The sequence below is a fragment of the Conexibacter sp. CPCC 205762 genome, assembly GCF_030646155.1.
GTDB lineage: Bacteria > Actinomycetota > Thermoleophilia > Solirubrobacterales > Solirubrobacteraceae > Conexibacter.
Genome location: NZ_JAUTDN010000003.1, coordinates 189,119 through 208,706, shown reverse-complemented (window position 1 = coordinate 208,706; position 19,588 = coordinate 189,119). Strand labels below are relative to the sequence as shown.

Here is a 19,588-nt window from a genome sequence, read left to right as displayed (position 1 = left end):
GATGGATTTCGCGTTCACCGAGGACCAGCAGGAGCTGCGCGCCGTCGTGCGCGCCTTCCTCGCCCGGCGGGCCAGATCTGAGCAGGTCCGCGCCGGCTGGGAGCCGGCGACCTGGGCGCAGCTGATCGAGCAGCTGGAGCTGACCGGCGTCGCGCTGCCCGAGGCGGTCGGCGGCGCCGGCGCCTCGTTCGTGGAGGCGGGGATCGCGCTGGAGGAGATCGGCCGCGCGCTGCTGCCGGCGCCGTACCTGCCGACGGTCGTCGGCGCGACCGCGCTGGCGGCGACGCCCGAGCTGCAGGCGCGCGTCGTCGCGGGCGACGCGATCGGCCTCGCGCTCGATGCGCGCGACCCCTTGCGCGCGGTCGCGAGCGCGACCGCGCGCGCCGCCGGCGACGACGGCGACAGCCCGCCGCTGCTCGACGGCGTCGCGCCGCAGGTGCTCGACGGCGCGCTCGCGCGGCTGTTCGTCGTCGCCGCGCGCGACGCCGCCGGCGAGCCCGCCCTGTACGCGGTCGAGGCCGGCGCGCGCGGCGTGAGAGTGGTCGCACGGCCGACCGTCGACCAGACGCGCGGCCAGGCGGCGCTGCACCTGAGCGCCGCCCCGGCAGTCAGGCTGAGCGCGCCCGGCGAGGGCGCGGCGGCATTGGCGCGGCTGGGCGAGACGCTGTGGGTCGCGCAGGCGCTGGAGGCCGTCGGCGTCGGCGACCGCGCGCTGAGCGAGACCGTCGCCTACCTCAAGGAGCGGGTCCAGTTCGGGCGCGTGCTCGGCAGCTTCCAGGCGCTGCGCCATCGCTGCGCCGACCTCGCCGCCGAGCTGGAGGGGGCTCGCGCGACGGCCCACTACGCCGCCTGGGCGGTCGACGGCGCGCCGCAGGAGCTGGCCGTGACGGCGCCACTGGCGAAGGCCGTCTGCGCGCAGGCCGCCTCCCGCGTCGCCGCCGAGGCGATCCAGCTGCACGGCGGGATCGGCTTCACCTGGGAGCACGACGCGCACCTCTGGTTCAAGCGCGCGAAGGCGACCGAGCAGCTGTACGGCACGCCGCGCGCGCTGCGGCGGCTGGCGGCCGAGCGCGCCGGGCTGCTGCGGGCGGCGTGACGCTCGGCGGGCCGCCGGCCGGCCCGTCCGGCGGCGCCGCTCAGGCGGCCGCCGCCGGCACCTGCACCGCCAGCGCCTGGCGGAAGAAGGCGAAGCAGTCGTCGGCGAGGTCGTCGGTGTCGTACGCCTCGCTGGGGCGGAACCACTCGACCGTCCGCCAGAGGCCGTCGCGGATGATCGGGTAGAGGATCTTCGGTCTGATGTCGGTGCGGAAGGCGCCCTCCGCGACGCCGGCCTCGATCACCGTCAGCCAGGTGCGGCGCATCTCCGCGACGGCGTCGCGCACGTAGGCGAAGCGCGGCGTCTCGCGCAGATGGTTGCGGTCGCGCTGGTACAGCTCGGAGGCGTGCGGGTGGGCGGCGGCGCAGTGGAGCGAGGTCAGCACCAGCCCGTGCAGCCGCTCGCTCGCGTCGGCGTCGGAGGCCAGCACCTCGGCGTAGCCGGCGAGCATGTCGTCGAAGTAGCTCGACACGATCGCGTCGATGATCGTGTCCTTCGAGTCGAAGTGATGGTAGATCGAGCCGGAGAGGATCCCCGCGGCGTCGCCGATCTCGCGCACGGTCGTGGCCGAGATGCCCTTGCGCGCGAACAGCTCGGCCGCCTTGTCGAGGATGATCGCGCGGCGGTCTGGTGGTGTGGCCACTCCGGTTCCCTCCCTGTCGGACGGAGAGGATCATAGACCAACCAAGCAAATGCTTGTATGGTCTGAATCGAGAGCGGCACGCATGCGGCCGCATCCCGCCGGAGAAGAGGAGCAGCGATGGCAGAGGCGTACATCGTCGACGCAGTGCGGACGCCGGTCGGCCGGCGCGGGGGCGGGCTCGCCGCCGTCCATCCGGCCGACCTCGGCGCGCACGCGCTGCAGGCGCTGATGGCGCGCGTCGACGTCGACCCGGCGGCGGTCGACGACGTCGTCTTCGGCTGCGTCGACACGATCGGCCCGCAGGCCGGGGACGTCGCCCGCACCTGCTGGCTTGCGGCCGGCTTCGACGAGGCCGTCCCCGGCACGACCGTCGACCGACAGTGCGGCTCCTCGCAGCAGGCGCTCCACTTCGCCGCCCAGGGCGTGATGAGCGGGACGCAGGACCTCGTCGTCGCGGGCGGCGTGCAGAACATGAGCGCGATCCCGATCTCCGCCGCGATGACCGTCGCCGAGCCGTTGGGCTTCAGCGATCCCTTCTCGGGCTCGAAGGGCTGGCGCGCCCGCTACGGCGACCAGGAGATCTCCCAGTTCCGCGCCGCCGAGCTGATCGCCGCCAGATGGGAGCTGGAGCGCGACGCGATGGAGGCGTTCGCCTACGAGAGCCACCAGCGCGCGATCCGCGCGATCGACGCGGGCCGCTTCGCCGGCGAGATCGCCCCGCTCGACGGCGTCGTCACCGACGAGGGCCCGCGCCGCGACACGACGCTGGAGAAGATGGCCGGGCTGAGACCGCTGAGCGAGGGCGGCCGCGTCACCGCCGCGCTCGCGAGCCAGATCTCCGACGGCGCCGCCGCGCTGCTGGTCGCCTCCGAGCGGGCGGTGAAGGAGCACGGGCTGAGACCGCGCGCCCGCATCCACCACCTGTCGGTCCGCGGCGACGACCCGGTCTTCATGCTGACGGCGCCGATCCCGGCGACGAAGCGCGCGCTGGCGAAGGCCGGCATGACGCTCGACCAGGTCGACCGCGTCGAGATCAACGAGGCGTTCGCGCCGGTCGTGCTGGCGTGGGCGAACGAGCTCGACGCCGACATGGCGCGCGTCAACGTCAACGGCGGCGGGATCGCGCTCGGCCACCCGCTCGGCGCGACCGGCGCCCGCCTGATGACCTCGCTGCTGGCGGAGCTGGAGCGCAGCGGCGGCCGCTACGGCCTGCAGACGATGTGCGAGGGCGGCGGCCAGGCGAACGTGACGATCGTCGAGCGGCTGTGAGCGGCGCCGACTTCGCCGCGCGCGACGGCGTGGCGCTGGTCACGGGCGGCAGCGGAGGACTGGGAGCGGAGATCTGCCGCCTGCTGGCCGAGCGCGGGAGCGACGTCGTGCTCACCTACCGCTCCAACTCCGATGCGGCGGAAGCGGTGTCCGAGCAGGTGCGGCGGCATGGGCGCGATGCGCAGGCGCACGCGCTCGACCTCACCGACGCCGACGCGACCGCCGCGCTGCTTGAGAGCGTGGGGAGCGTGCACACGCTCGTCCACGCGGCCGGCCCGCACATCCCGCAATTGCACCTCAGCCGCGTGCCGCCTGCGCAGTTCGCCGCAGCGGTGAACGGGGAGGCGGTCGCCGCCTTCAACGTCGTCAGCGCCGCGCTGCCGGCGCTGCGCGAGGCGGGCGGCTCGATCGTCGCCGTCACGACCGCCGCGACCCGTCGCTATCCCGTCCGCGACGGTCTCAGCGCCGCGCCGAAGGCGGCCGTCGAGCAGCTCGTGCGGGCGATCGCGGCGGAGGAGGGGCGGTTCGGGATCCGCGCCAACTGCGTCGGCCCGGGGATGCTGACCGACGGCATGGCGCAGCGGCTGATCGCCGCCGGCGACCTCGACGAGCAGGCGCTCGCGATCACGCGCCGCAACATCGCCCTGCGCCGCTTCGGCAGCGCGCGCGACATCGCCGAGGCGGTCTGCTTCCTCGCCTCCGACCGCGCCGGCTTCATCTCCGGCCAGCTGCTCGACGTCGACGGCGGCTATGGCATCTGATGGCCGTCTCGCCGGCCGTGTCGCGCTGATCACCGGCGCCGCGCGCGGCCAGGGCGCGGCCGAGGCGCGGCTGTTCGCGGCCGAGGGCGCCCGCGTCGCGATCGCCGACCTGCTCGCCGGCGACGCCGCTGCGCTGGCCGCCGAGATCGACGCCGAGGCCGGCCCCGGCCGCGCGCTCGCGCTCGCGCTCGACGTCGCCGACGAGGCGCGGTGGGAGGCCGCCGTCGCCGCGGTGCAGGCCCGCTTCGGCCGTCTCGACGTGCTCGTCAACAACGCAGCCGTCCACTGGAGAGCGGCGCTGGAGCAGGAGAGCGCGGCCGGCTTCGACCGCATGCTGGCGGTCAACGCGCGCGGCCCCTTCCTCGGCATCCGCGCCTGCGCGCCGGCGATGCGGCGAGCCGGCGGCGGCGCGATCGTCAACGTCTCCTCGACCGCCGGCATGACCGGCTATCGCGAGCTGGGCGCCTACTCCGCCTCCAAGTGGGCGCTGCGCGGCCTCACCCGCGTCGCCGCGCTGGAGCTGGCGCCCGACCGCATCCGCGTCAACGCGCTCGTCCCCGGCGGCGTCCGCACCGCGATGGTCCCCGAGCCCGACGCCCCCGGCCGCTGGGACCACCTGCCCGCCGCCCGCGTCGGCGAGCCCGGCGAGATCGCCCGCGCCGCGCTCTTCCTCGCCTGCGACGACTCCGCGTACATGACCGGCGCCGACCTCGTCGTAGACGGTGGCGCACTCGCGGGCTGAGGTCTGCTTCCATGGGCCGATGCACGACGACGGTCACGCGATCGCGTACAAGGCGCTGAAGCGCGGCACGCTCGTCCGCTCCAGCGACGGCGCCGAGGTCGGCACCGTCGCGCGGGTGCAGGACAACGTGCGCGAGAACATCTTCGACGGGATCGTGATCGCGGCCAGAGACGGCACGAAGCGGTTCATCGACGCGCCCGAGGTCGGCCACATCGCCGAGCGGGCGGTGACGCTCACGATCACCGCCGCCGAGGTCGCCGAGCAGCCGGTCCCGAGACCGCGCCTGCTGCAGCGCCTCGAGCACGCGCCGATCGTGCGCCGCGCGAGACGCACGGCGCGCGAGCTGCGCGACCGCTAGGCCGTCGCCGGCCGCGGGCCCTGCGCCGCCGGCGGTCTCTTCGACGCCGCGGCGCTGTCGTCCTCGGCGTCCTCGGCCGTCAGCGGCTTGGCGATGTTCTCCAGGCTCTGGCGCTCGGCTCTGACCGCGAGGAAGGCCGCGACGACGCCGGCCGCGATCATCAGCACGGCGCCTATGACGAACGCGAGGGCGGTGTCGCTGACGTCGCCCGTCTCGGTCAGGCGTGAGAAGACCTGCGGGCCGGTGATGCCGCCGACGGCGGTGCCGACCGCGTAGAAGAAGGCGATCGCCATCGCGCGCGTCTCCATCGGGAAGACCTCGCTCACCGTCAGGTAGGCGGAGCTGGCGCCGGTCGAGGCGAAGAACAGCACGACGCACCAGCAGAGCGTCATCGTCGTCGCGTTCAGCGCATCGGCCTGGAACAGCGCCGCCGTGCCCAGCAGCAGCACGCCGGAGACGATGTAGGTGCTGGAGATCATCACCTTGCGGCCGAGCGTGTCGAAGAGGTGGCCGAGCGTCAGCGGGCCGATGAAGTTGCCGGCCGCGATCGCCGCGTAGTAGTAGCCGGTGTCGCCCGAGGGCACGTCGAAGAAGGTGATCAGGATCGTCGCGTAGCCGAACGTGATCGCGTTGTAGAGGAACGCCTGGCCGACGAACAGCGAGAGGCCGAGCACGGTCCGCTTCGGGTAGAGCTTGAAGACCGTTCTGGCGATCGTGCCGAAGCCGATCGAGTGGCGCTGGCGGATCGTGATCTCGCCCTCGGGCTCGGGCAGCTCTCTGCCGGTCTGCTCGCGCACGACCCGCTCGGCCTCGGCGACGATCTCCTCGGCCTCTCTCTCGCGCCCGTGGATCATCAGCCAGCGCGGGCTCTCCGGCACGTGCCGCCGCACCAGCAGGATCACGACCGCCAGCACCGCGCCGAGCGCGAACGTCAGCCGCCAGCCGACGTTCGCCGCGAAGATCGACTCGTCGAGGAAGAAGATCGCCAGGAACGAGCCGAGGAAGGCGCCGATCCAGAAGCTGCCGTTGATGATCAGGTCGACGCGGCCGCGCACGCGGCTGGGGATCAGCTCGTCGATCGCGGAGTTGATCGCCGCGTACTCGCCGCCGATGCCGAAGCCGGTCAGGAAGCGGCAGGCGAAGAACCACCACGGCTCCATCGAGATCGCGGTCAGCGCGGTCGCGAACAGGTAGACCGCGAGCGAGACGAGGAACAGCTTCTTGCGCCCGAGCCGGTCGGTCAGCCAGCCGAAGAACAACGCGCCCAGACAGGCGCCGGCGACGTACAGCGAGGCGGCGAGACCGGAGATCTGCGCGGCGCTGATGTCCAGCCCGGAGCCGGGCTCCGCCAGACGGCCGGCGACGTTGCCGACGATCGTCACCTCGAGCCCGTCGAGGATCCAGACGGTCCCCAGCCCGATCACGATCAGCCAATGCCAACGGGACCACGGCAGGCGGTCCAGCCGCGCCGGGATCTGCGTTCTGATCGTGCCGACCTGCACGCTGCTGCTCATGACGGGCCTCCGCTCTCTGACTGGCGTCCCCAAAGGTGTCCGCTGGAGCGAAGACGAAAACGGAGGCGCGTCTGCGCGCGCGTCAGCCGGCCGGCTGGTCCGGCAGCGCGCCGCGGCGCCTGAGGTCCAGCTCGATCCCGTCGAGCATCCGCTCGAGGCCGTGGGCGAAGCGCTGCTCGCCCCAGCTCTCGGCCAGCTCTCTCCAGGCGGCGCGGCGGTCGCCCTCGCCCAGCAGCGTGCGCAGGTGGGGGAACTCGCCGGTCGCCAGCAGTCTCTCGGCGTAGTCGAACAGCGCCTCGTAGTTGTCGGGGTCCTGCAGCTCGGCGCGCTCGTCCTCGGCGCCGTGCTGCTGGCGCAGGATGAAGCCGAAGACGTAGTCGTCGACGATCGCCAGCAGCTCCATCTTGCCGGCGAGGTCGAGCTGCAGCGAGGAGACGGCGGAGAGCGACTGATCGACGTGGCGCGTGCCGTTGGGGCCGAACGGCGCGCCTCTGAGCGCGTCGAGCGCCCACGGGTGCCGGCGGAAGGTCTCGCGCGAGCTGTGGGCGATCTTTCTCAGCGCCGTGCGCCAGTCGTCGAGCGGCAGCTCGTCGGCCGGCACGAGCGTCTCGCCCATCAGCGCGTCGTCCATCAGCGCGATCAGGTCGTCCTTGTTCGCGACGTAGTGGTAGAGCGTCATCGTGCCGGCGCCCAGCTCGCTCGCGACGCGCCGCATCGAGACTGCCTCGAACCCCTCCGCGTCGGCGATCTCCAGCGCCGTCCTGGCGATCTGATCGCGCGTGAAGCGCGGCTTGCGTGTGCCCGGCTCGGGGCGCAGCCAGATCGGGAGGGCGGGCTCGGTTGCCATTCGTACAGTGTACTGCTAGTTTGCTCGTACGATGTACGAATCCACTGTACGCAGTACCAACAACACCGCGCCGGGGGCCGCCCCGCCGGCCGCCGCCGGCAGCGCCTCGCGCGCAGCCGCCGGCGCCGCGCCGGGCGCTGCCGCAGCCGGCGTCGTCGCCGAGGGGCTCGGCAAGCGCTACGGCGACCTGTGGGCGTTGCGCGAGCTCGACCTGCAGGTCCCCGCCGGCAGCGTGCTCGGCCTGCTCGGCCACAACGGCGCCGGCAAGACGACCGCGATCCGCATCCTCACGACGCTCGCGAAGCCGACCGCCGGCAGCGCCCGCGTCGCCGGCCACGACGTCGTCGCCGAGCCGCAGCTGGTCCGCAGCCGGATCGGCGTCGCCGCCCAGGACGCGACTGTCGACGGGCTGCTGAGCGCGCGCGCCAACCTCGAGCTGATCGGCTCGCTGTACCACCTGCCGAAGGCGGTCATCAAGCAGCGCAGCGACGAGCTGCTGGAGCGCGTCGGCCTGGCCGCCGAGGCCGACCGGCTCGTCAGAACCTTCTCCGGCGGCATGCGGCGCCGGATCGACCTCGCCGCCAGCCTCGTCGCGAAGCCGCCGGTGCTGTTCCTCGACGAGCCGACGACCGGCCTCGACCCCGCCAGCCGCAACGACCTGTGGGAGCTGCTGCGCGAGCTGGTGCGCGACGGCGCGACGCTCGTGCTGACGACGCAGTATCTGGAGGAGGCCGACCGCCTCGCCGACCAGATCGTCGTGCTCGACCACGGCCGCGTCGCCGCCGAGGGCACGCCGACCGAGCTGAAGGCCCGCATCGGCGGCGAGCGGATCGCCGTCTCCGTCAGCTCCGCGAGCGATCTCGCGGCGGCCGCCGCGGCGCTGGAGCCGTTCGCCGACGGACCCGTGACGCAGAGCAGCGGCGGCGGTGACGAGGAGGAGGGCCCGCTCGTCACCGCCGCCGTCCGCTCCGGCACGCGCCTCGTCGAGGTCGTGCGCGGGCTCGACGCCGCCGGCGTCGACGCGAAGGACGTCCACCGCCGCGACGCGACGCTCGACGACGTCTTCCTGACCCTCACCGGAACGAGAACGGAGGCCGCGGCATGAGCGCCGTCGCCACACCCCCGAGCCCGGACAGCGGCGCCCAGCGCGCCCGCTGGCTGATCTCCGACAGCCTCACGCTGGCCCGCCGCAACCTCGCGCACGTCCGCCAGATCCCCGAGAAGCTGCTCGACGTGACGCTGCAGCCGGTCATGTTCGTGCTGCTGTTCGCGTTCGTCTTCGGCGGCGTGATCGGGATCCCCGGCGGCGGCTCCTACCGCGAGTACCTCGTCGGCGGCATCCTCGTGCAGTCGCTCGCCTTCGGCATGATGGGCCCCGGCACCGCGATCGCGACCGACCTCGGCGAGGGCTTCGTCGACCGCGTCCGCTCGCTGCCGACCTCGCGCACCGCCTACCTCGGCGGGCACATGGTCGCCGAGTTCGCCGCGATGACGCTCGCGATCACGATCCTCAGCATCACCGGCGTCGTCGTCGGCTGGCGGATCCACGGCGGCTTCCTCGACGCGCTCGCCGGCTACGGCCTGCTGTTCCTGTTCGGGATCGCGATGCTGTGGCTCGGGACGTTCGTCGGCACGGTCGCGCGCTCGCCCGACGCGGTCGCCGGCATCGCCTTCATGGGCATCTTCCCGCTGACCTTCATCTCCAGCGTCTTCGTGCCGATCGGCGGCCTGCCCGACGGGCTGCGCCAGGTGGCGGAGTGGAACCCGGTCTCGGCGATGGCGGTCGCGGCGCGGACGCTGTTCGGCAATCCGACCGGCCTGCCCGACGACCCGGCCTGGCCGCTCGCCCATCCGGTGCTGGCGGCGACGATCTGGTGCCTCGTGATCCTCGCCGTCACGATCCCGCTGACGGTGCGGCGGTTCCTCGCCCGCACCTCCGGGTAGGTCGCTCCGTGAGCGCCCCACCGAAATCTGGACCCGCGGGCACGAATCGCGTCCGCGGGTCTGGATGGGCGGCGTTCTCCGGAGCGCTGCAGCGCGGTCACGCGGCGCGCGGCGCTCACCTCATGCGGACGACGTTCCCCGTGACTCGCGCCGCCGTCTCCTCGCACAGCGAGACGACGACGCCGGCGAGGCCGGTGCCGGATCAGTAGTTGCCGCTGATGTAGTCCCAGGCACGTCGCAGCTTCCGCGACAGCGCGGACTGGTTCGCGTCGCCGGGCTCGGCGTCGAGCACGGCCGGGCCCGGCTCGGGGTCGTGGAGGCCGTCGGCGCCGACCTTCAGCACGACGCCGCGCTCGTAGATCTCGTCGACCTGGTCGGCGTCGGCGAAGCGGTGGCCGCCGGGGCCGACGCGGGTGTCGATCACGAGCCCGTCGAAGATGTCGACGCTGCTGTCGCCGAGCACGTGCTCGACCGTTCCGAGATGCTCGCCGGCCGGGTCGTAGACGTGCGCGCCGGCCTGCAGCACGAGGTAGCTGATCGGGTCTCCGAGATCGGGCATGTCGCGAGGATACCCCGCGCCGCAGCGGCTGCCCCGCACACGACCGCTGGCGCGTCGGCGCTGCTCAGCCGGCGTGCGCCAGCACCGCGGCCGCCAGCGCCAGCGCCACTTCCGCGCGCGGTCGCAGCGACGCCTCCAGCACGAACTCGCCGGGCGCGTGCGCGCGCCCGCCGCGCGGGCCGAGGCCGTCGACGGTGAAGGGGACGGCCGGCGCCATATGGCTGGCGTCGCTGGCGCCGCCGCGGCCGGCGGCGGTCAGCGGGCGGCCGAGCAGCGTGCCCGCCTCCGCCAGCAGCGGCGCCGTCGCCGCGCGCGCGTCCATCGCCGGCCAGACGCGCGCCAGCTGCGCCTCCAGCACGACGCCGCCGTGCTCGCGCGGGAGCGCGTCGCGCAGCTCGAAGAAGGCGTCGGTGCGGTCGGAGCGGAGGTCGCAGATCAGCTCGCCGTCGTCGGGCACGACGTTGAAGGCGTCGCCGGAGTGGAGCGTCGTCGGCACCGCGGTGAGGCGGTCGGGCCCGCTCGGCGCGTGCGCGGCGGCGACGGCCTGTGCCGTCGCGGCGAGCGCCAGCAGCGCGTTGCGGCCCTTGTCGGGCGCCGCCCCCGCGTGCGCCGCGACGCCTCTCGCGCGCACGCTCAGCGTGCCGGCCGCCTTGCGTCTGACGATCACCGCGTCGCTGCCGTCGGGCGCCAGCTCGCCGGCCTCGAAGCAGAGGCAGCCGTCCCAGCCGGCGAAGCGCTCGACGTGGACCATCGGACCCTTGCGCCACTCCTCGTCGACGACCAGCAGCAGCGCGACCTCCGCGAACGACGGCGCGCCCGCGCCGCCCTCCGCCAGCGCCCGCAGCAGCCCGAGCGCGAGCACGTCGCCGCCCTTCATGTCGACGCTGCCGGAGCCGACCAGCCGCTCGTCGTCGCGCTGCAGCGGGGCGTGGCGCTCGTGCGGGACGACCGTGTCGAGGTGGCCGAGCAGCAGCAGCCGGCCGCTGCCGTCGCCGCGCAGCCGCACGACGACGTCGTCGGCGTGGTCGCGCGAGGAGCAGGGGATCCGCTCCAGCGTCGCGCTGTCGGGCGCGAGCGCGCGCACGACCGCGACGCAGTCCTCCGCGCCGTGGCGGTCGCCCGAGGGCGAGGAGACGGCGACGAGCGCCTCGAGATCGCGCTCCGCGCGCGCCGCGATCCGCTGCGCCTGCTGTCGAACCCATGCGTCCATGCCGCCTTCACCCTAGCCCGTGAGGCAGGACGTGCGCCGCCGCCGCCGAAGAACGGTCGCCGTATGCCCTCCGCCGCGCTGTTCACGCTCGACCTCTTCCAGACGCACGCCGAACCAGGGCGCGAGTCGGCCTTCCTCGTGCTGCTCGCCTTCCTCTGCTCGTTCGGCTTCATCCGCACGAGCGCGCGGCTGACGCGCAGCGTCTCGTGGTGGCCGGGCGGCGTCGAGACCGAGGGCGGCGTCCATCTCCACCACCTCGTGTGGGGGATCGTGATGATCCTCGTCTCCGGCTTCGCCGCCTTCGCGACCGACCTGGAGGCGCCGTGGTGGCAGATCCTCTCGATCGTCTTCGGCGTCGGCGCCGGCTTCACGCTCGACGAGTTCGCGCTGTGGGTGCGGCTGCAGGACGTCTACTGGAGCGAGCAGGGTCGCGCCTCGCTCGACGCGGTCGTGCTCGCGACCGTCTTCGCCGGCCTGGTCGTGCTCGGCGTCAACCCCTACGGCCTCGACGAGGCCGGCTCGATCCTCGGCACCGCGGCCTGGTTCGCGATCACGCTGCTGCTGGCCGGCTTCGCCTTCTGGAAGGGGCGGCTGCTGCTGGGGATGCTGGCGATCTTCGTGCCGTTCCTGACCGGCCTGTGGGCGGCGCTGCGGCTGGCGACGCCGACCTCGCCGTGGGCGCGCAGCAGATACGACGAGCAGAAGCTGGCTCGCGCGCGCGAGCGCTACGGGCCGAACACGCGCGGCGCGCGCTTCCAGCGCCGCTTCCTCAACGCGATCGGCGGCAAGCCGTCGGAGCCCGACGTGGCCCCGCCGATCGCGTCGAGAGAGTCGTCTGACTAGAGCCCGGCGGGGTGGACGGCGACGTAGCCGGCGCTGGAGCGGTCGTCCGCCTGCCAGCGGGTGCCGGCCGCGCTCGCGCCGCTCGTGTCGAACCGTCTGCCGTCGATCACCATGTAGGCGTGGCCGGCGTTGGCGTAGATCGTCACGCGCTTGCCGGGACCGGGCTCGCCCCAGCTCGTGAAGCCGCCCGAGGCGAGCGGCGAGTCGAGCAGGCCGGCGCCGTGCAGCACGTAGGAGACCGAGCCGGAGCAGTCGTAGCCGCTGTCCTCGAACGAGCCGTGGCCGCCGCCGTAGATGTACGGAGTCGACTGTATGCGGTTGCCGGCCGCGACCATCGCCGCGATCTTCTGGTCGGCCCAGGAGCCGCCGCGGTCGTTGCCGCCGCCCTCCTTGCCGCCGCGCTTGAGCACGGGGCCGTCGCCGAGGCCGAGCGCCGAGCGCGTCGCCGGACCGGCGATGCCGTCGGCCTCGAGGCCCTTGCTCGCCTGCCAGCGCTTGAGCGCCTTCTCGGTCGCCGGGCCGAAGTCGCCGTCGGCGCCGATGCCGAGCGCGCGCTGCAGCGCCTCGACGCCGGAGCCCTCGGTCTTGACGGCCGCGCGGGCGGTCGTGCGCCTGCCGCTGCTCGCGCCCTTGCCGTGATCGCTGTCGCGCGCCATCGCGCGCCAGGTGGCCGGGCCGACGACGCCGTCGGCCGCGAGCCCGTGCTCGCGCTGGAACGACTTCAGCGCCTTCAGCGACTGGGGCCCGAAGACCCCGTCGGCGGCGACGCCCAGCTCGCGCTGAACCGCGCGCACGCTGTGGCCGATGATCTTCGCCTTGCCGCCGGCGACGACCTTCTTCGAGCTGGCCGAGGCGGTGTTCGCCTGCGACCGCTTCAGCGCCGACCAGGTCGCCGCGCCGGCGACGCCGTCGACGTGCAGGTGGTGGCGCGCCTGGAACTTGCGCAGCGCCTTCTTCGTGCCAGGGCCGAAGATGCCGTCGGCGTGGACGCCGAGCGCGTTCTGCAGCTTCTTCACGTCGCGGCCCCTGTCGCCGCGCTCGACGACGGTCGCCGCCGAGGCGGTGCCGGTGAGTGCGACGGTCGTGCCGACGGCGGGGCCGGCGGTGACGGCCAGCAGCGCCGTCAGCGACAGGCCGCGTGCCGCCGGGGCGGGCAGCTTCGACTGCGACGCGGCCGCCTCGCGGCGCCGTTGGGCGACGCTGAGGGAGTCGAGGAAATGCTCGGGATCGGACAGGTCACGCGGCTTCAGACGCGCCAGCGCCGCGGACGTGCGGGGTCGTGCGCCGCGCCGCGCAAGCGACCGTTCGAGCGACTTCGCCCAGAGATCATCGAGCGCGAGATCGCGCTGCTCCTGGTTCACAGCTTCGGTGCTCCTGTCTCAAGGCCTACGAGGTGAGCTGACGGGCTCGCAAGACCGCTTTGCGCGGCCGCGCTACGTCGCTGGCGCGACGATTCGCCCCCGGTCCTGTCAGACCAATTGGGTCCCCCGCTCGCCGGTCCAGGTGGACCCGCGATTCGGCTCTATGTAACGGCGTCGGAACCTACCAGGCCGTTTCCTGCACGCTGCAAGGGACGTTGCAGCGTGCATGCATCCGTGCAGTTGAGCCGATTGTCACAAAGGCCGTTTCAGCCCGTACGCAGGGCTTCTGTCGGCGACAGACGGGTCGCGCGCAGCGCAGGATAGAGGCCCGCGACCGCGCCCATCAGCAGCGCCGCGACGAGCCCGCCGGCGACCGCCAGCGGCGGGATCACGGCGCGCACGTCCTGCGTCGCGGCGTAGATCGCGGTGCCGCCGGCGCCGAGCAGCACGCCCATCAGGCCGCCCAGCCCGGACAGCAGCAGCGCCTCGCAGAGGAACTGGATCGCGATGTGGCGGCGGGCCGCGCCGAGCGCCCGCCGCAGCCCGATCTCGCGCCGCCGCTCCAGCACCGCGATCACCATCACGTTCGCGATCCCGATCCCGCCGACCAGCAGCGCGACCGAGCCGAGCCCGAGCAGCAGCGCCGTCAGCGCGTCCTCGGTCGCGGCCTGCGCGGCGAGCGCGTCGGAGGGGCGGCTGACGGCGACCTCTTCGGGCGCCTCGGGATCGACCGCGGGCGCCAGCAGCCGCCGCGTCGCGACGACCGCGCCGGGGTCGGCGCGGACGTACAGCTTCGAGGCGCTGCGGGTCGTGCCGAAGAGCCGGTGGGCGACCGGGTAGCCGATCAGCGCGGCCGCATCCAGCTCGGGCACGAGCGGCACCTTGCGCAGGATCCCGGCGATCGTCATCCAGCGGCCGCCGACGAAGAGCGACTGGCCGGGCCTGTCGATCCCGAGCCGCTTCGCCGTCACCGCGCCGAGCACGACCGCCGGGTAGCGCACGAGCGCGCCGTCGAGGAAGCGGCCGCTTCTGAGGCTGCCGCCGACGACGCCGAGCAGGTTCGCCTCGGCCGCCAGCAGCTGGATCCCGCCGGTCTCCCCGGCCGGGATGCGGTCGTTCAGCAGCACCGGCTGGTCGATGCTCGTCGTGCCGGCCGCCTGCAGCACGGTCGGGAGGCCGCGCAGCGACGGGGCGGCCGTCGCGGGGAGCGTCACCTCGTCGCCGAAGAAGCTCTGCCCGGGGCCGACCGTCAGCAGGTTCGTGCCGAGCGCTCTCAGCTCGTCGAGCACGCGCGTGCGGCTCGACTCGCCGACGCCGAGCACGGCGACCATCGCCGCGACGCCGATCGCGACCCCGAGCGCGCTCAGCAGCGCGCGGGCGCGGCGGGCCGTCAGCCCGTGGGCGCCGAGGCGGAGGGCGTCGGCGGGGAGCAGGCGGCTGCGCTGGTCGCCGCTGCGCCGGCCGCCGTCGCGCTCGCCGCGACGCCGCCCGCGTCTGCCCGGCACGCGGGCGGCGTCGCCGCGAGCGCTCATGTCAGCCTCCCGTCGCGGACGGCGACCTGGCGCGGCAGGCTCGCCGCGATCTCGCGGTCGTGGGTGATCACGGCGATCGTCGTGCCGCCGTCGTTCAGCTCCCGCAGCAGCGCGACGATCTCGGCGCCGCGAGCCGTGTCGAGCGCGCCGGTCGGCTCGTCGGCGAGCACGATCGCCGGCCGCGCGACGATCGCCCGCGCGATCCCGACCCGCTGACGCTCGCCGCCCGACAGCTGCGACGGCAGATGGCCGGCGCGCCGCGCGAGGCCGACCCGTTCGAGCGCGGCGCGCGCCTGCTCGCGCCGGCGCCGCCGCGGCATGCCGCTGTAGAGCAGCCCGTCGGCGACGTTGTCGAGCGCGCTGGCGCCGTCGAGCAGGAAGAACTGCTGGAAGACGAAGCCGATCCGGCGGGCGCGCAGCGCGGCCAGCTCGCCGTCGTCGCATTCGGCGGCGTCGCGCCCTTCGATCAGCACGCGGCCGCTGGTCGGCCGGTCGAGCGTGCCCATGATCTGCAGCAGCGTCGACTTGCCCGAGCCGGACGGCCCGACGATCGCGAGCAGCTCGCCGGCCTCGATCCGCAGCGAGACGCGGTCGAGCGCGGTCACGCCCGGGTACCGCTTCGTGACGTCGTCCAGCTCCAGCACGGGCCAGGCGCTCGCGCGGGCGTCGCCGGCGTGGCGCGGGCGCGGCGGCGCGTCGGCGGCGGCGGGCGTCGCGGACGGGCGGCGAAGGCCCGTCATCGCGGCACCTGGACGCGGTCGCCGGCGCGCACGCCGCCGCCGGTCAGCTCGACGTAGCCGTCGGCGAAGAGGCCCGGCTGGACCGGCACGTCGTGCGCTCTGCCGCCGCGCACGACGCTGACGGCGTAGCCGCCGCCTGCCCGCGCGATCAGCGCCGTCACCGGCACCGCGAGCACGTTGCGGCGGGTCTCGCGCGCCAGCTCGACGATCACCGGCGCCTGGTCGAGCCGGCCGGCGCCGCGCTCGGAGCGCAGCCTGATCGTGACCGGCACGGTCGGGTCCGCGTCGCCTTCGCCGGGCGCGCCGCCGCCGCTCGCGACCGTGCCGACCTTGACGATCCGCCCCGCCAGCCGCCTGCCGCCCGGCAGCTCCACCGTCGCCCGCGCGCCGACGCGCGCCAGCGTCTGGTCGGCCGCGTCGACCTGCGCGGTCACGACCCGCCGCGTCGCGGTCGTCTGCAGCACCTCGGTGCCCGGGTTGGAGCCGCCGCCGCTCCCGTCGCCCGAGTCGCTGTCTGCGGGGCCGGAGCCGGCGGGCGTGCGGCCTCCGTCCCGATCGCTCGGCTGGGTCTCTGGCGTCGTTCGCGCGGATGGCTGCGTCTGCGTCTGCGGCTCCGTTCTCGTCTGCGGCTGGGTCTGCGGCGTCGTCGCCTGCGTCTGAGGCGTGGTCGGCGTCGTTTGCGGGGTCGTCTCTGGCGTGGTCGGAACGGTGGTGGCAGGAACTGTTCCTGTGGGCGCGGTGTCGGTGGCGAATGAGGTCTGAAGCTGACCGCCGTCCCAGCTCGCGGGCGCGTTTCCGCCGCCGCCGCCCGACTCGCCGAGCGTGCCGGTCAGCTTCGAGACCCGCCGCGCGCCGGGCAGGAAGACGACGTCGCCCAGCTCCACGCGGCCGCTCTCCGCCATCCCCCAGTCGTCCTGCCAGGCGCGCACGGCCGCCGCCGTCGCGGCGGTGTACTCGTCGTCGACCGTGCCCGGGTCGTGGCCGAGCGCGGCGAGGTTGCGCTCGAGCTGGAGCACGTCGGCGCCCTCGTCGCCGACCTTCATCGTCCGCCATGCCGGGGTCGTGCCGTCGAGCAGGATCACCGGGTCGCCGTCGACCGCGAAGATCCGCTCGCCGGGGTGGATCGTCGCGCCCGTGCGCGGCAGCCAGGTGAGCGTGCCGCCGCGGCGGTCGAGCGCGGGCCGGCTGGAGCCGTAGCCGAGCGTGCCGTCGACGGTCGCGCTGTCGACCAGCGTCCGCCGCGCGACGCGCTCGCTCCCGCGCACGCCTCCACCGCCGCCGCTCGCGCCCGACCCGCCCGCGCCGCCGCCGACCCCGCTGGCGACGACGACCGCCGCCAGCGCCCCGAGGCCGGCGACCGGCAGCGCGACCAGCGCCCAGCGACGCGAGCGGCCGCCCGCCGCCGGCTGCTCGCCCGCGGCCGCCCCGCCCCGCTCGTCGCGCGGCCGCACGCGCATGCTCACCCGGCCGGCGTGGCCGTCGCCGCCGGCGCGAAGCTGCCGCCGCCGAAGACTCTGCCGCACGCTCTCTGCGCCCGCTCGAAGACGGCACTGTTGCCGCGGTCGACTCTGAGCGTCATTCTGCCGTCGGCCGCCGGATCGGGCACGTCGGCGCCGTGCTCGCGCATGCAGCGCGCGAATGCGAGCCCTCTCTGCTGCATCTCCTGCTGCTGCGCCTCGGTCGGCTCCGGCGGCGCCCAGCCGGTCTTCTTGCGGCAGGTGTCGAACGCTCTTCTGCTGTCGTCCATCCGCGGGCCGCTCTCCGCTCTCCCGACCTGGCCCATTCGTATGCCGATTCCTCTGCCGCTGCTGACGACGTCGATCCCCTCGTCGCGCAGGCAGTCGACGTAGGCGAGCCGCTGCTCCTCGTCGCTCTTGCCGCCGTCTCCCGAGCCGGAGCCCGAGCCGCAGGCGGCGAGCGCGACCGTCGCGCACAGCAGCGCGAGCAGCGGCGGGACGGGGCGAAACGGTCTGGTCACGGGCGATCTCCTCCGGGGTCCGATTGGCACTGCAGCCATCGAACTTCCGCCGCGTGAAGGACCGGTGAGAGCCGTTTAGGAGGGCAGTGAGAGGACCAGCCGCGCGCCGCCGCCGGCGGCCGTCTCGGCCCGCACGCTGCCGCCGTGCGCCTCCGCCACCTGCCGCACGATCGCCAGCCCGAGGCCGGAGCCGGGCAGGCCGCGCGCTCTGCGGGCGCGGTAGAAGCGGTCGAAGACGTGCGGCAGGTCCTCCTGCGCGAACCCGGGCCCGCGGTCGCGCACGCTCACCTCGCCGGCGCCGACCGCGACCTCGACGCGCCCGTCGCCGTGCTTGACGGCGTTGTCGAGCAGGTTCGCGACCGCGCGGTGCAGTCGCGCCGGCACCGCCTGCACGACGCTCGCGCGGGCGTCGAGCTCGAACTCGGCGCCCGGCGCGTGGCGGCGGGCGCGCTGCACCTGCTCCTCGACCAGCAGGTCGAGCCGCACCTCCTCCAGCTCCTCGGCGGGCGCGGCCGGCCGCGCGAGGTCGACGAGGTCGCCGATCAGCAGGCTGAGGTCCTCCAGCTGCGCCTGCGTCGCGGCCAGCACGCGGGCGCGCTCGCCGGCCGGCAGGTCGGGCGCGCCGGCAAGCGCCTCGATCGAGGTCCGCACCGCCGTCAGCGGCGTGCGCAGCTCGTGCGAGGCGTCGGCGACGAGCTGCCGCTGCGCGCTGCGGGCGCCGTCGAGCGCGGCCAGCATCGTGTTGAAGCTGCCGGCCAGGCGCGCCAGCTCGTCGGTCGATCCGCCCGTCTCGAGGCGGCGGCTGAGGTCCTGCGTCGCGGCGACGTGCGCGGTCGCGTCGGTCAGCGCGACGACCGGCGTCAGCGCCCGTCGCGAGACGAGCACGCCGAGCCCGGCCGCGGCGGCGACGCCTGCGCCGCTGACGCCGGCGAGGATCGCCAGCAGGCGGTGGAGCGCGTCGTCGACGTTCGAGCGCGACTCGGCGACCGTCAGCGCCGAGCCGTCCGGCGCCTTGACGGTCAGCATCCGCACCTCGACGCCGTCGACGGTCGCGTCGGAGTAGAACGAGTCCGCTCTGCCGGCGGCGACCGCGAACGTTCTGTCGCTCAGCGGCAGCGCCGGACCGCCGGCGAGCCCGCCGACCACCGCGCCGTCGCGCTTGACGAGCTGCGCGACGGTGCCCGAGGCGCCGAGCGGGCCGGGCACGAGCACGCCCATCGCCTCGCCGATCGAGCCGTCGTCGGTGCTGAGCACGGTCCGTCTGAAGTCCGACCGGGTGCGTCTCACGCCCTGTCGCAGCGGGCTGGCGGGGGAGACGGGCGCCATCCCTCTGGCGGCGAAGATCACTCTCGGCGCCTGCGTCTGGAGGCGCTCGTCGAGGCCGCTCGTCAGCTCGCTGCGCATGACGACGTAGATCAGCGCCGACGCGCCGACGATCGCGACCGCGACGGCCGCGGCGACGAGCACCACGATCCGCCGCCGGAAGCTCATCTGCGCGACTGCCGCAGCACGTAGCCGACGCCGCGCACGGTGTGCAGCAGCCGCTCGCCGCCACCGGCCTCGGTCTTGCGCCGCAGGTAGCCGACGTAGACGTCGATCGAGTTCGAGGTCGGGCCGAAGTCGTAGCCCCACACGTGCTCGACGATCTGCGTCCGCGACAGCACCTGGCGCGGGTGGCGCAGGAACAGCTCCAGCAGCACGAACTCGGTCCGCGTCAGCGTCAGCAGCTCCCCGTCGCGCGACGCCTCGCAGGCGGCGGGATCGAGCTCGAGGTCGTCGAAGCGCAGCAGCTCGGCGTTCTCGGCCCAGCCGGTGCGCCGCAGCAGCGCCTTCAGCCGCGCCAGCAGCTCCGGCAGCGCGAACGGCTTGGCGAGGTAGTCGTCGGCGCCCGCCTCCAGCCCCGCGACGCGGTCGTCGACCTCGTCGCGGGCGGTCAGCATCAGCACGGGCGTGCGGTCGCCGGCGTCGCGCATCCGGCGGCAGACCTCGATCCCGTCCAGCTCCGGCATCAGCACGTCGAGCAGGACGACGTCGGGCCGCGCGCTCGGCAGCTGGCGGATCGCGTCGCGCCCGTCGGTCGCGAGCTGCACCTCGAAGCCGTCCAGCCGCAGCGCCAGCTCCAGCGCCTCGCGCATCGCCGGCTCGTCGTCGACGACCATCACTCGCATCGGCGGCGAGCGTACGGCGCCAA

At 74.5% G+C, this 19,588-nt stretch carries 20 protein-coding genes and 1 riboswitch; of the genes, 8 read left to right on the top strand and 12 right to left on the bottom strand.

Annotated features, from left to right (window positions below):
* Position 1 precedes the first annotated feature (1 nt).
* A complete protein-coding gene (locus tag Q7L73_RS04650; protein WP_304691500.1) occupies positions 2 to 1,096 on the top strand; it encodes an acyl-CoA dehydrogenase family protein in 1,095 nt (364 codons plus the stop codon).
* 40 nt (positions 1,097 to 1,136) lie between these two features.
* Here Q7L73_RS04650 and Q7L73_RS04645 read toward each other — a convergent pair whose 3' ends face one another.
* Positions 1,137 to 1,739 carry a TetR/AcrR family transcriptional regulator gene (locus Q7L73_RS04645; protein WP_304691501.1) on the bottom strand — a complete coding sequence of 201 codons (603 nt, stop codon included), beginning with the start codon at positions 1,737 to 1,739 and terminating at the stop codon, positions 1,137 to 1,139.
* Between the two features lie 117 nt (positions 1,740 to 1,856).
* Between Q7L73_RS04645 and Q7L73_RS04640 the strand changes: the two genes are divergently transcribed.
* Genes Q7L73_RS04640 through Q7L73_RS04625 form a run of 4 tightly spaced genes read left to right on the top strand, consistent with a single transcriptional unit; the run spans position 1,857 to position 4,869 of the window.
* The gene (locus Q7L73_RS04640; RefSeq protein ID WP_304691503.1) at positions 1,857 to 3,008 is read left to right on the top strand and encodes an acetyl-CoA C-acetyltransferase; all 1,152 of its coding nucleotides are present in this window, start codon (positions 1,857 to 1,859) and stop codon (positions 3,006 to 3,008) included.
* Positions 3,005 to 3,769 carry an SDR family NAD(P)-dependent oxidoreductase gene (locus tag Q7L73_RS04635; RefSeq protein WP_304691504.1) on the top strand — a complete coding sequence of 255 codons (765 nt, stop codon included), beginning with the start codon at positions 3,005 to 3,007 and terminating at the stop codon, positions 3,767 to 3,769. The genes Q7L73_RS04640 and Q7L73_RS04635 overlap by 4 nt, the downstream gene beginning before the upstream one ends.
* On the top strand, positions 3,759 to 4,511 hold the full coding sequence (locus tag Q7L73_RS04630; protein ID WP_304691506.1) for an SDR family NAD(P)-dependent oxidoreductase: 753 nt from the start codon (positions 3,759 to 3,761) through the stop codon (positions 4,509 to 4,511). The genes Q7L73_RS04635 and Q7L73_RS04630 overlap by 11 nt, the downstream gene beginning before the upstream one ends.
* A 19-nt stretch (positions 4,512 to 4,530) precedes the next feature.
* Entirely contained in the window at positions 4,531 to 4,869 is a 339-nt protein-coding gene (locus tag Q7L73_RS04625; protein WP_304691507.1) for a hypothetical protein, read from the top strand.
* Here the strand turns inward: Q7L73_RS04625 and Q7L73_RS04620 are convergent.
* Together Q7L73_RS04620 and Q7L73_RS04615 are read right to left on the bottom strand one after the other, a co-directional pair.
* Entirely contained in the window at positions 4,866 to 6,383 is a 1,518-nt protein-coding gene (locus Q7L73_RS04620; protein WP_304691509.1) for an MFS transporter, read from the bottom strand. The two genes, Q7L73_RS04625 and Q7L73_RS04620, sit on opposite strands and share 4 nt — an antisense overlap.
* Positions 6,384 to 6,465: 82 nt before the next feature.
* Entirely contained in the window at positions 6,466 to 7,230 is a 765-nt protein-coding gene (locus tag Q7L73_RS04615) for a TetR/AcrR family transcriptional regulator (protein WP_304691510.1), read from the bottom strand.
* 31 nt (positions 7,231 to 7,261) lie between these two features.
* On the opposite strand from Q7L73_RS04615, the gene Q7L73_RS04610 reads away from it, so the two are divergent.
* Both Q7L73_RS04610 and Q7L73_RS04605 read left to right on the top strand, forming a co-directional pair.
* Complete coding sequence (locus Q7L73_RS04610; RefSeq protein ID WP_304691512.1) at positions 7,262 to 8,335, top strand: ATP-binding cassette domain-containing protein; 1,074 nt, start codon at positions 7,262 to 7,264, stop codon at positions 8,333 to 8,335.
* Entirely contained in the window at positions 8,332 to 9,174 is an 843-nt protein-coding gene (locus tag Q7L73_RS04605; RefSeq protein WP_304691514.1) for an ABC transporter permease, read from the top strand. The genes Q7L73_RS04610 and Q7L73_RS04605 overlap by 4 nt, the downstream gene beginning before the upstream one ends.
* Positions 9,175 to 9,376: 202 nt before the next feature.
* Here the strand turns inward: Q7L73_RS04605 and Q7L73_RS04600 are convergent, their stop codons facing one another.
* Both Q7L73_RS04600 and Q7L73_RS04595 read right to left on the bottom strand, forming a co-directional pair.
* The gene (locus Q7L73_RS04600; protein WP_304691515.1) at positions 9,377 to 9,733 is read right to left on the bottom strand and encodes a hypothetical protein; all 357 of its coding nucleotides are present in this window, start codon (positions 9,731 to 9,733) and stop codon (positions 9,377 to 9,379) included.
* 64 nt (positions 9,734 to 9,797) lie between these two features.
* Positions 9,798 to 10,943 carry a M20/M25/M40 family metallo-hydrolase gene (locus Q7L73_RS04595; protein WP_304691516.1) on the bottom strand — a complete coding sequence of 382 codons (1,146 nt, stop codon included), beginning with the start codon at positions 10,941 to 10,943 and terminating at the stop codon, positions 9,798 to 9,800.
* 63 nt (positions 10,944 to 11,006) lie between these two features.
* On the opposite strand from Q7L73_RS04595, the gene Q7L73_RS04590 reads away from it, so the two are divergent.
* Complete coding sequence (locus tag Q7L73_RS04590) at positions 11,007 to 11,786, top strand: hypothetical protein (RefSeq protein ID WP_304691517.1); 780 nt, start codon at positions 11,007 to 11,009, stop codon at positions 11,784 to 11,786.
* Here the strand turns inward: Q7L73_RS04590 and Q7L73_RS04585 are convergent.
* The 7 genes from Q7L73_RS04585 to Q7L73_RS04555 all read right to left on the bottom strand — a co-directional run bounded on the left by Q7L73_RS04585 (position 11,783) and on the right by Q7L73_RS04555 (position 19,565).
* Positions 11,783 to 13,147, bottom strand: coding sequence for a peptidoglycan-binding protein (locus Q7L73_RS04585; RefSeq protein WP_304691518.1), 1,365 nt, complete (start codon positions 13,145 to 13,147; stop codon positions 11,783 to 11,785). The genes Q7L73_RS04590 and Q7L73_RS04585 overlap by 4 nt on opposite strands.
* A gap of 8 nt (positions 13,148 to 13,155) precedes the next feature.
* Positions 13,156 to 13,318, bottom strand: a riboswitch (cyclic di-AMP (ydaO/yuaA leader).
* Positions 13,319 to 13,413: 95 nt separating this feature from the next.
* Positions 13,414 to 14,679 carry an ABC transporter permease gene (locus Q7L73_RS04580; RefSeq protein ID WP_304691519.1) on the bottom strand — a complete coding sequence of 422 codons (1,266 nt, stop codon included), beginning with the start codon at positions 14,677 to 14,679 and terminating at the stop codon, positions 13,414 to 13,416.
* On the bottom strand, positions 14,676 to 15,419 hold the full coding sequence (locus Q7L73_RS04575; RefSeq protein ID WP_304691520.1) for an ABC transporter ATP-binding protein: 744 nt from the start codon (positions 15,417 to 15,419) through the stop codon (positions 14,676 to 14,678). The genes Q7L73_RS04580 and Q7L73_RS04575 overlap by 4 nt, the downstream gene beginning before the upstream one ends.
* Positions 15,416 to 16,876 (bottom strand): peptidoglycan-binding protein, encoded by a 1,461-nt coding sequence (locus tag Q7L73_RS04570; protein WP_304715499.1) that lies wholly within the window; start codon positions 16,874 to 16,876, stop codon positions 15,416 to 15,418. The genes Q7L73_RS04575 and Q7L73_RS04570 overlap by 4 nt, the downstream gene beginning before the upstream one ends.
* A 2-nt stretch (positions 16,877 to 16,878) precedes the next feature.
* On the bottom strand, positions 16,879 to 17,397 hold the full coding sequence (locus Q7L73_RS04565) for a hypothetical protein (protein WP_304693807.1): 519 nt from the start codon (positions 17,395 to 17,397) through the stop codon (positions 16,879 to 16,881).
* A gap of 75 nt (positions 17,398 to 17,472) precedes the next feature.
* Positions 17,473 to 18,888: a HAMP domain-containing sensor histidine kinase gene (locus tag Q7L73_RS04560; RefSeq protein WP_304693809.1), complete on the bottom strand. Its 1,416-nt coding sequence runs from the start codon at positions 18,886 to 18,888 to the stop codon at positions 17,473 to 17,475.
* Positions 18,885 to 19,565 (bottom strand): response regulator transcription factor, encoded by a 681-nt coding sequence (locus tag Q7L73_RS04555; protein ID WP_304693811.1) that lies wholly within the window; start codon positions 19,563 to 19,565, stop codon positions 18,885 to 18,887. Before Q7L73_RS04555 ends, Q7L73_RS04560 begins: the two co-directional genes overlap by 4 nt.
* Positions 19,566 to 19,588: the final 23 nt, after the last annotated feature.

Coding starts and splice junctions, on each gene's coding strand:
- Q7L73_RS04580 (WP_304691519.1), bottom strand. CDS start 14,679: ATGAGCGCTCGCGGCGACGCCGCCCGCGTGCCGGGCAGACGCGGGCGG.
- Q7L73_RS04560 (WP_304693809.1), bottom strand. CDS start 18,888: ATGAGCTTCCGGCGGCGGATCGTGGTGCTCGTCGCCGCGGCCGTCGCG.
- Q7L73_RS04605 (WP_304691514.1), top strand. CDS start 8,332: ATGAGCGCCGTCGCCACACCCCCGAGCCCGGACAGCGGCGCCCAGCGC.
- Q7L73_RS04625 (WP_304691507.1), top strand. CDS start 4,531: ATGCACGACGACGGTCACGCGATCGCGTACAAGGCGCTGAAGCGCGGC.
- Q7L73_RS04620 (WP_304691509.1), bottom strand. CDS start 6,383: ATGAGCAGCAGCGTGCAGGTCGGCACGATCAGAACGCAGATCCCGGCG.
- Q7L73_RS04640 (WP_304691503.1), top strand. CDS start 1,857: ATGGCAGAGGCGTACATCGTCGACGCAGTGCGGACGCCGGTCGGCCGG.
- Q7L73_RS04650 (WP_304691500.1), top strand. CDS start 2: ATGGATTTCGCGTTCACCGAGGACCAGCAGGAGCTGCGCGCCGTCGTG.
- Q7L73_RS04595 (WP_304691516.1), bottom strand. CDS start 10,943: ATGGACGCATGGGTTCGACAGCAGGCGCAGCGGATCGCGGCGCGCGCG.
- Q7L73_RS04575 (WP_304691520.1), bottom strand. CDS start 15,419: ATGACGGGCCTTCGCCGCCCGTCCGCGACGCCCGCCGCCGCCGACGCG.
- Q7L73_RS04610 (WP_304691512.1), top strand. CDS start 7,262: ATGTACGAATCCACTGTACGCAGTACCAACAACACCGCGCCGGGGGCC.
- Q7L73_RS04590 (WP_304691517.1), top strand. CDS start 11,007: ATGCCCTCCGCCGCGCTGTTCACGCTCGACCTCTTCCAGACGCACGCC.
- Q7L73_RS04615 (WP_304691510.1), bottom strand. CDS start 7,230: ATGGCAACCGAGCCCGCCCTCCCGATCTGGCTGCGCCCCGAGCCGGGC.
- Q7L73_RS04600 (WP_304691515.1), bottom strand. CDS start 9,733: ATGCCCGATCTCGGAGACCCGATCAGCTACCTCGTGCTGCAGGCCGGC.
- Q7L73_RS04630 (WP_304691506.1), top strand. CDS start 3,759: ATGGCATCTGATGGCCGTCTCGCCGGCCGTGTCGCGCTGATCACCGGC.
- Q7L73_RS04570 (WP_304715499.1), bottom strand. CDS start 16,876: ATGCGCGTGCGGCCGCGCGACGAGCGGGGCGGGGCGGCCGCGGGCGAG.
- Q7L73_RS04555 (WP_304693811.1), bottom strand. CDS start 19,565: ATGCGAGTGATGGTCGTCGACGACGAGCCGGCGATGCGCGAGGCGCTG.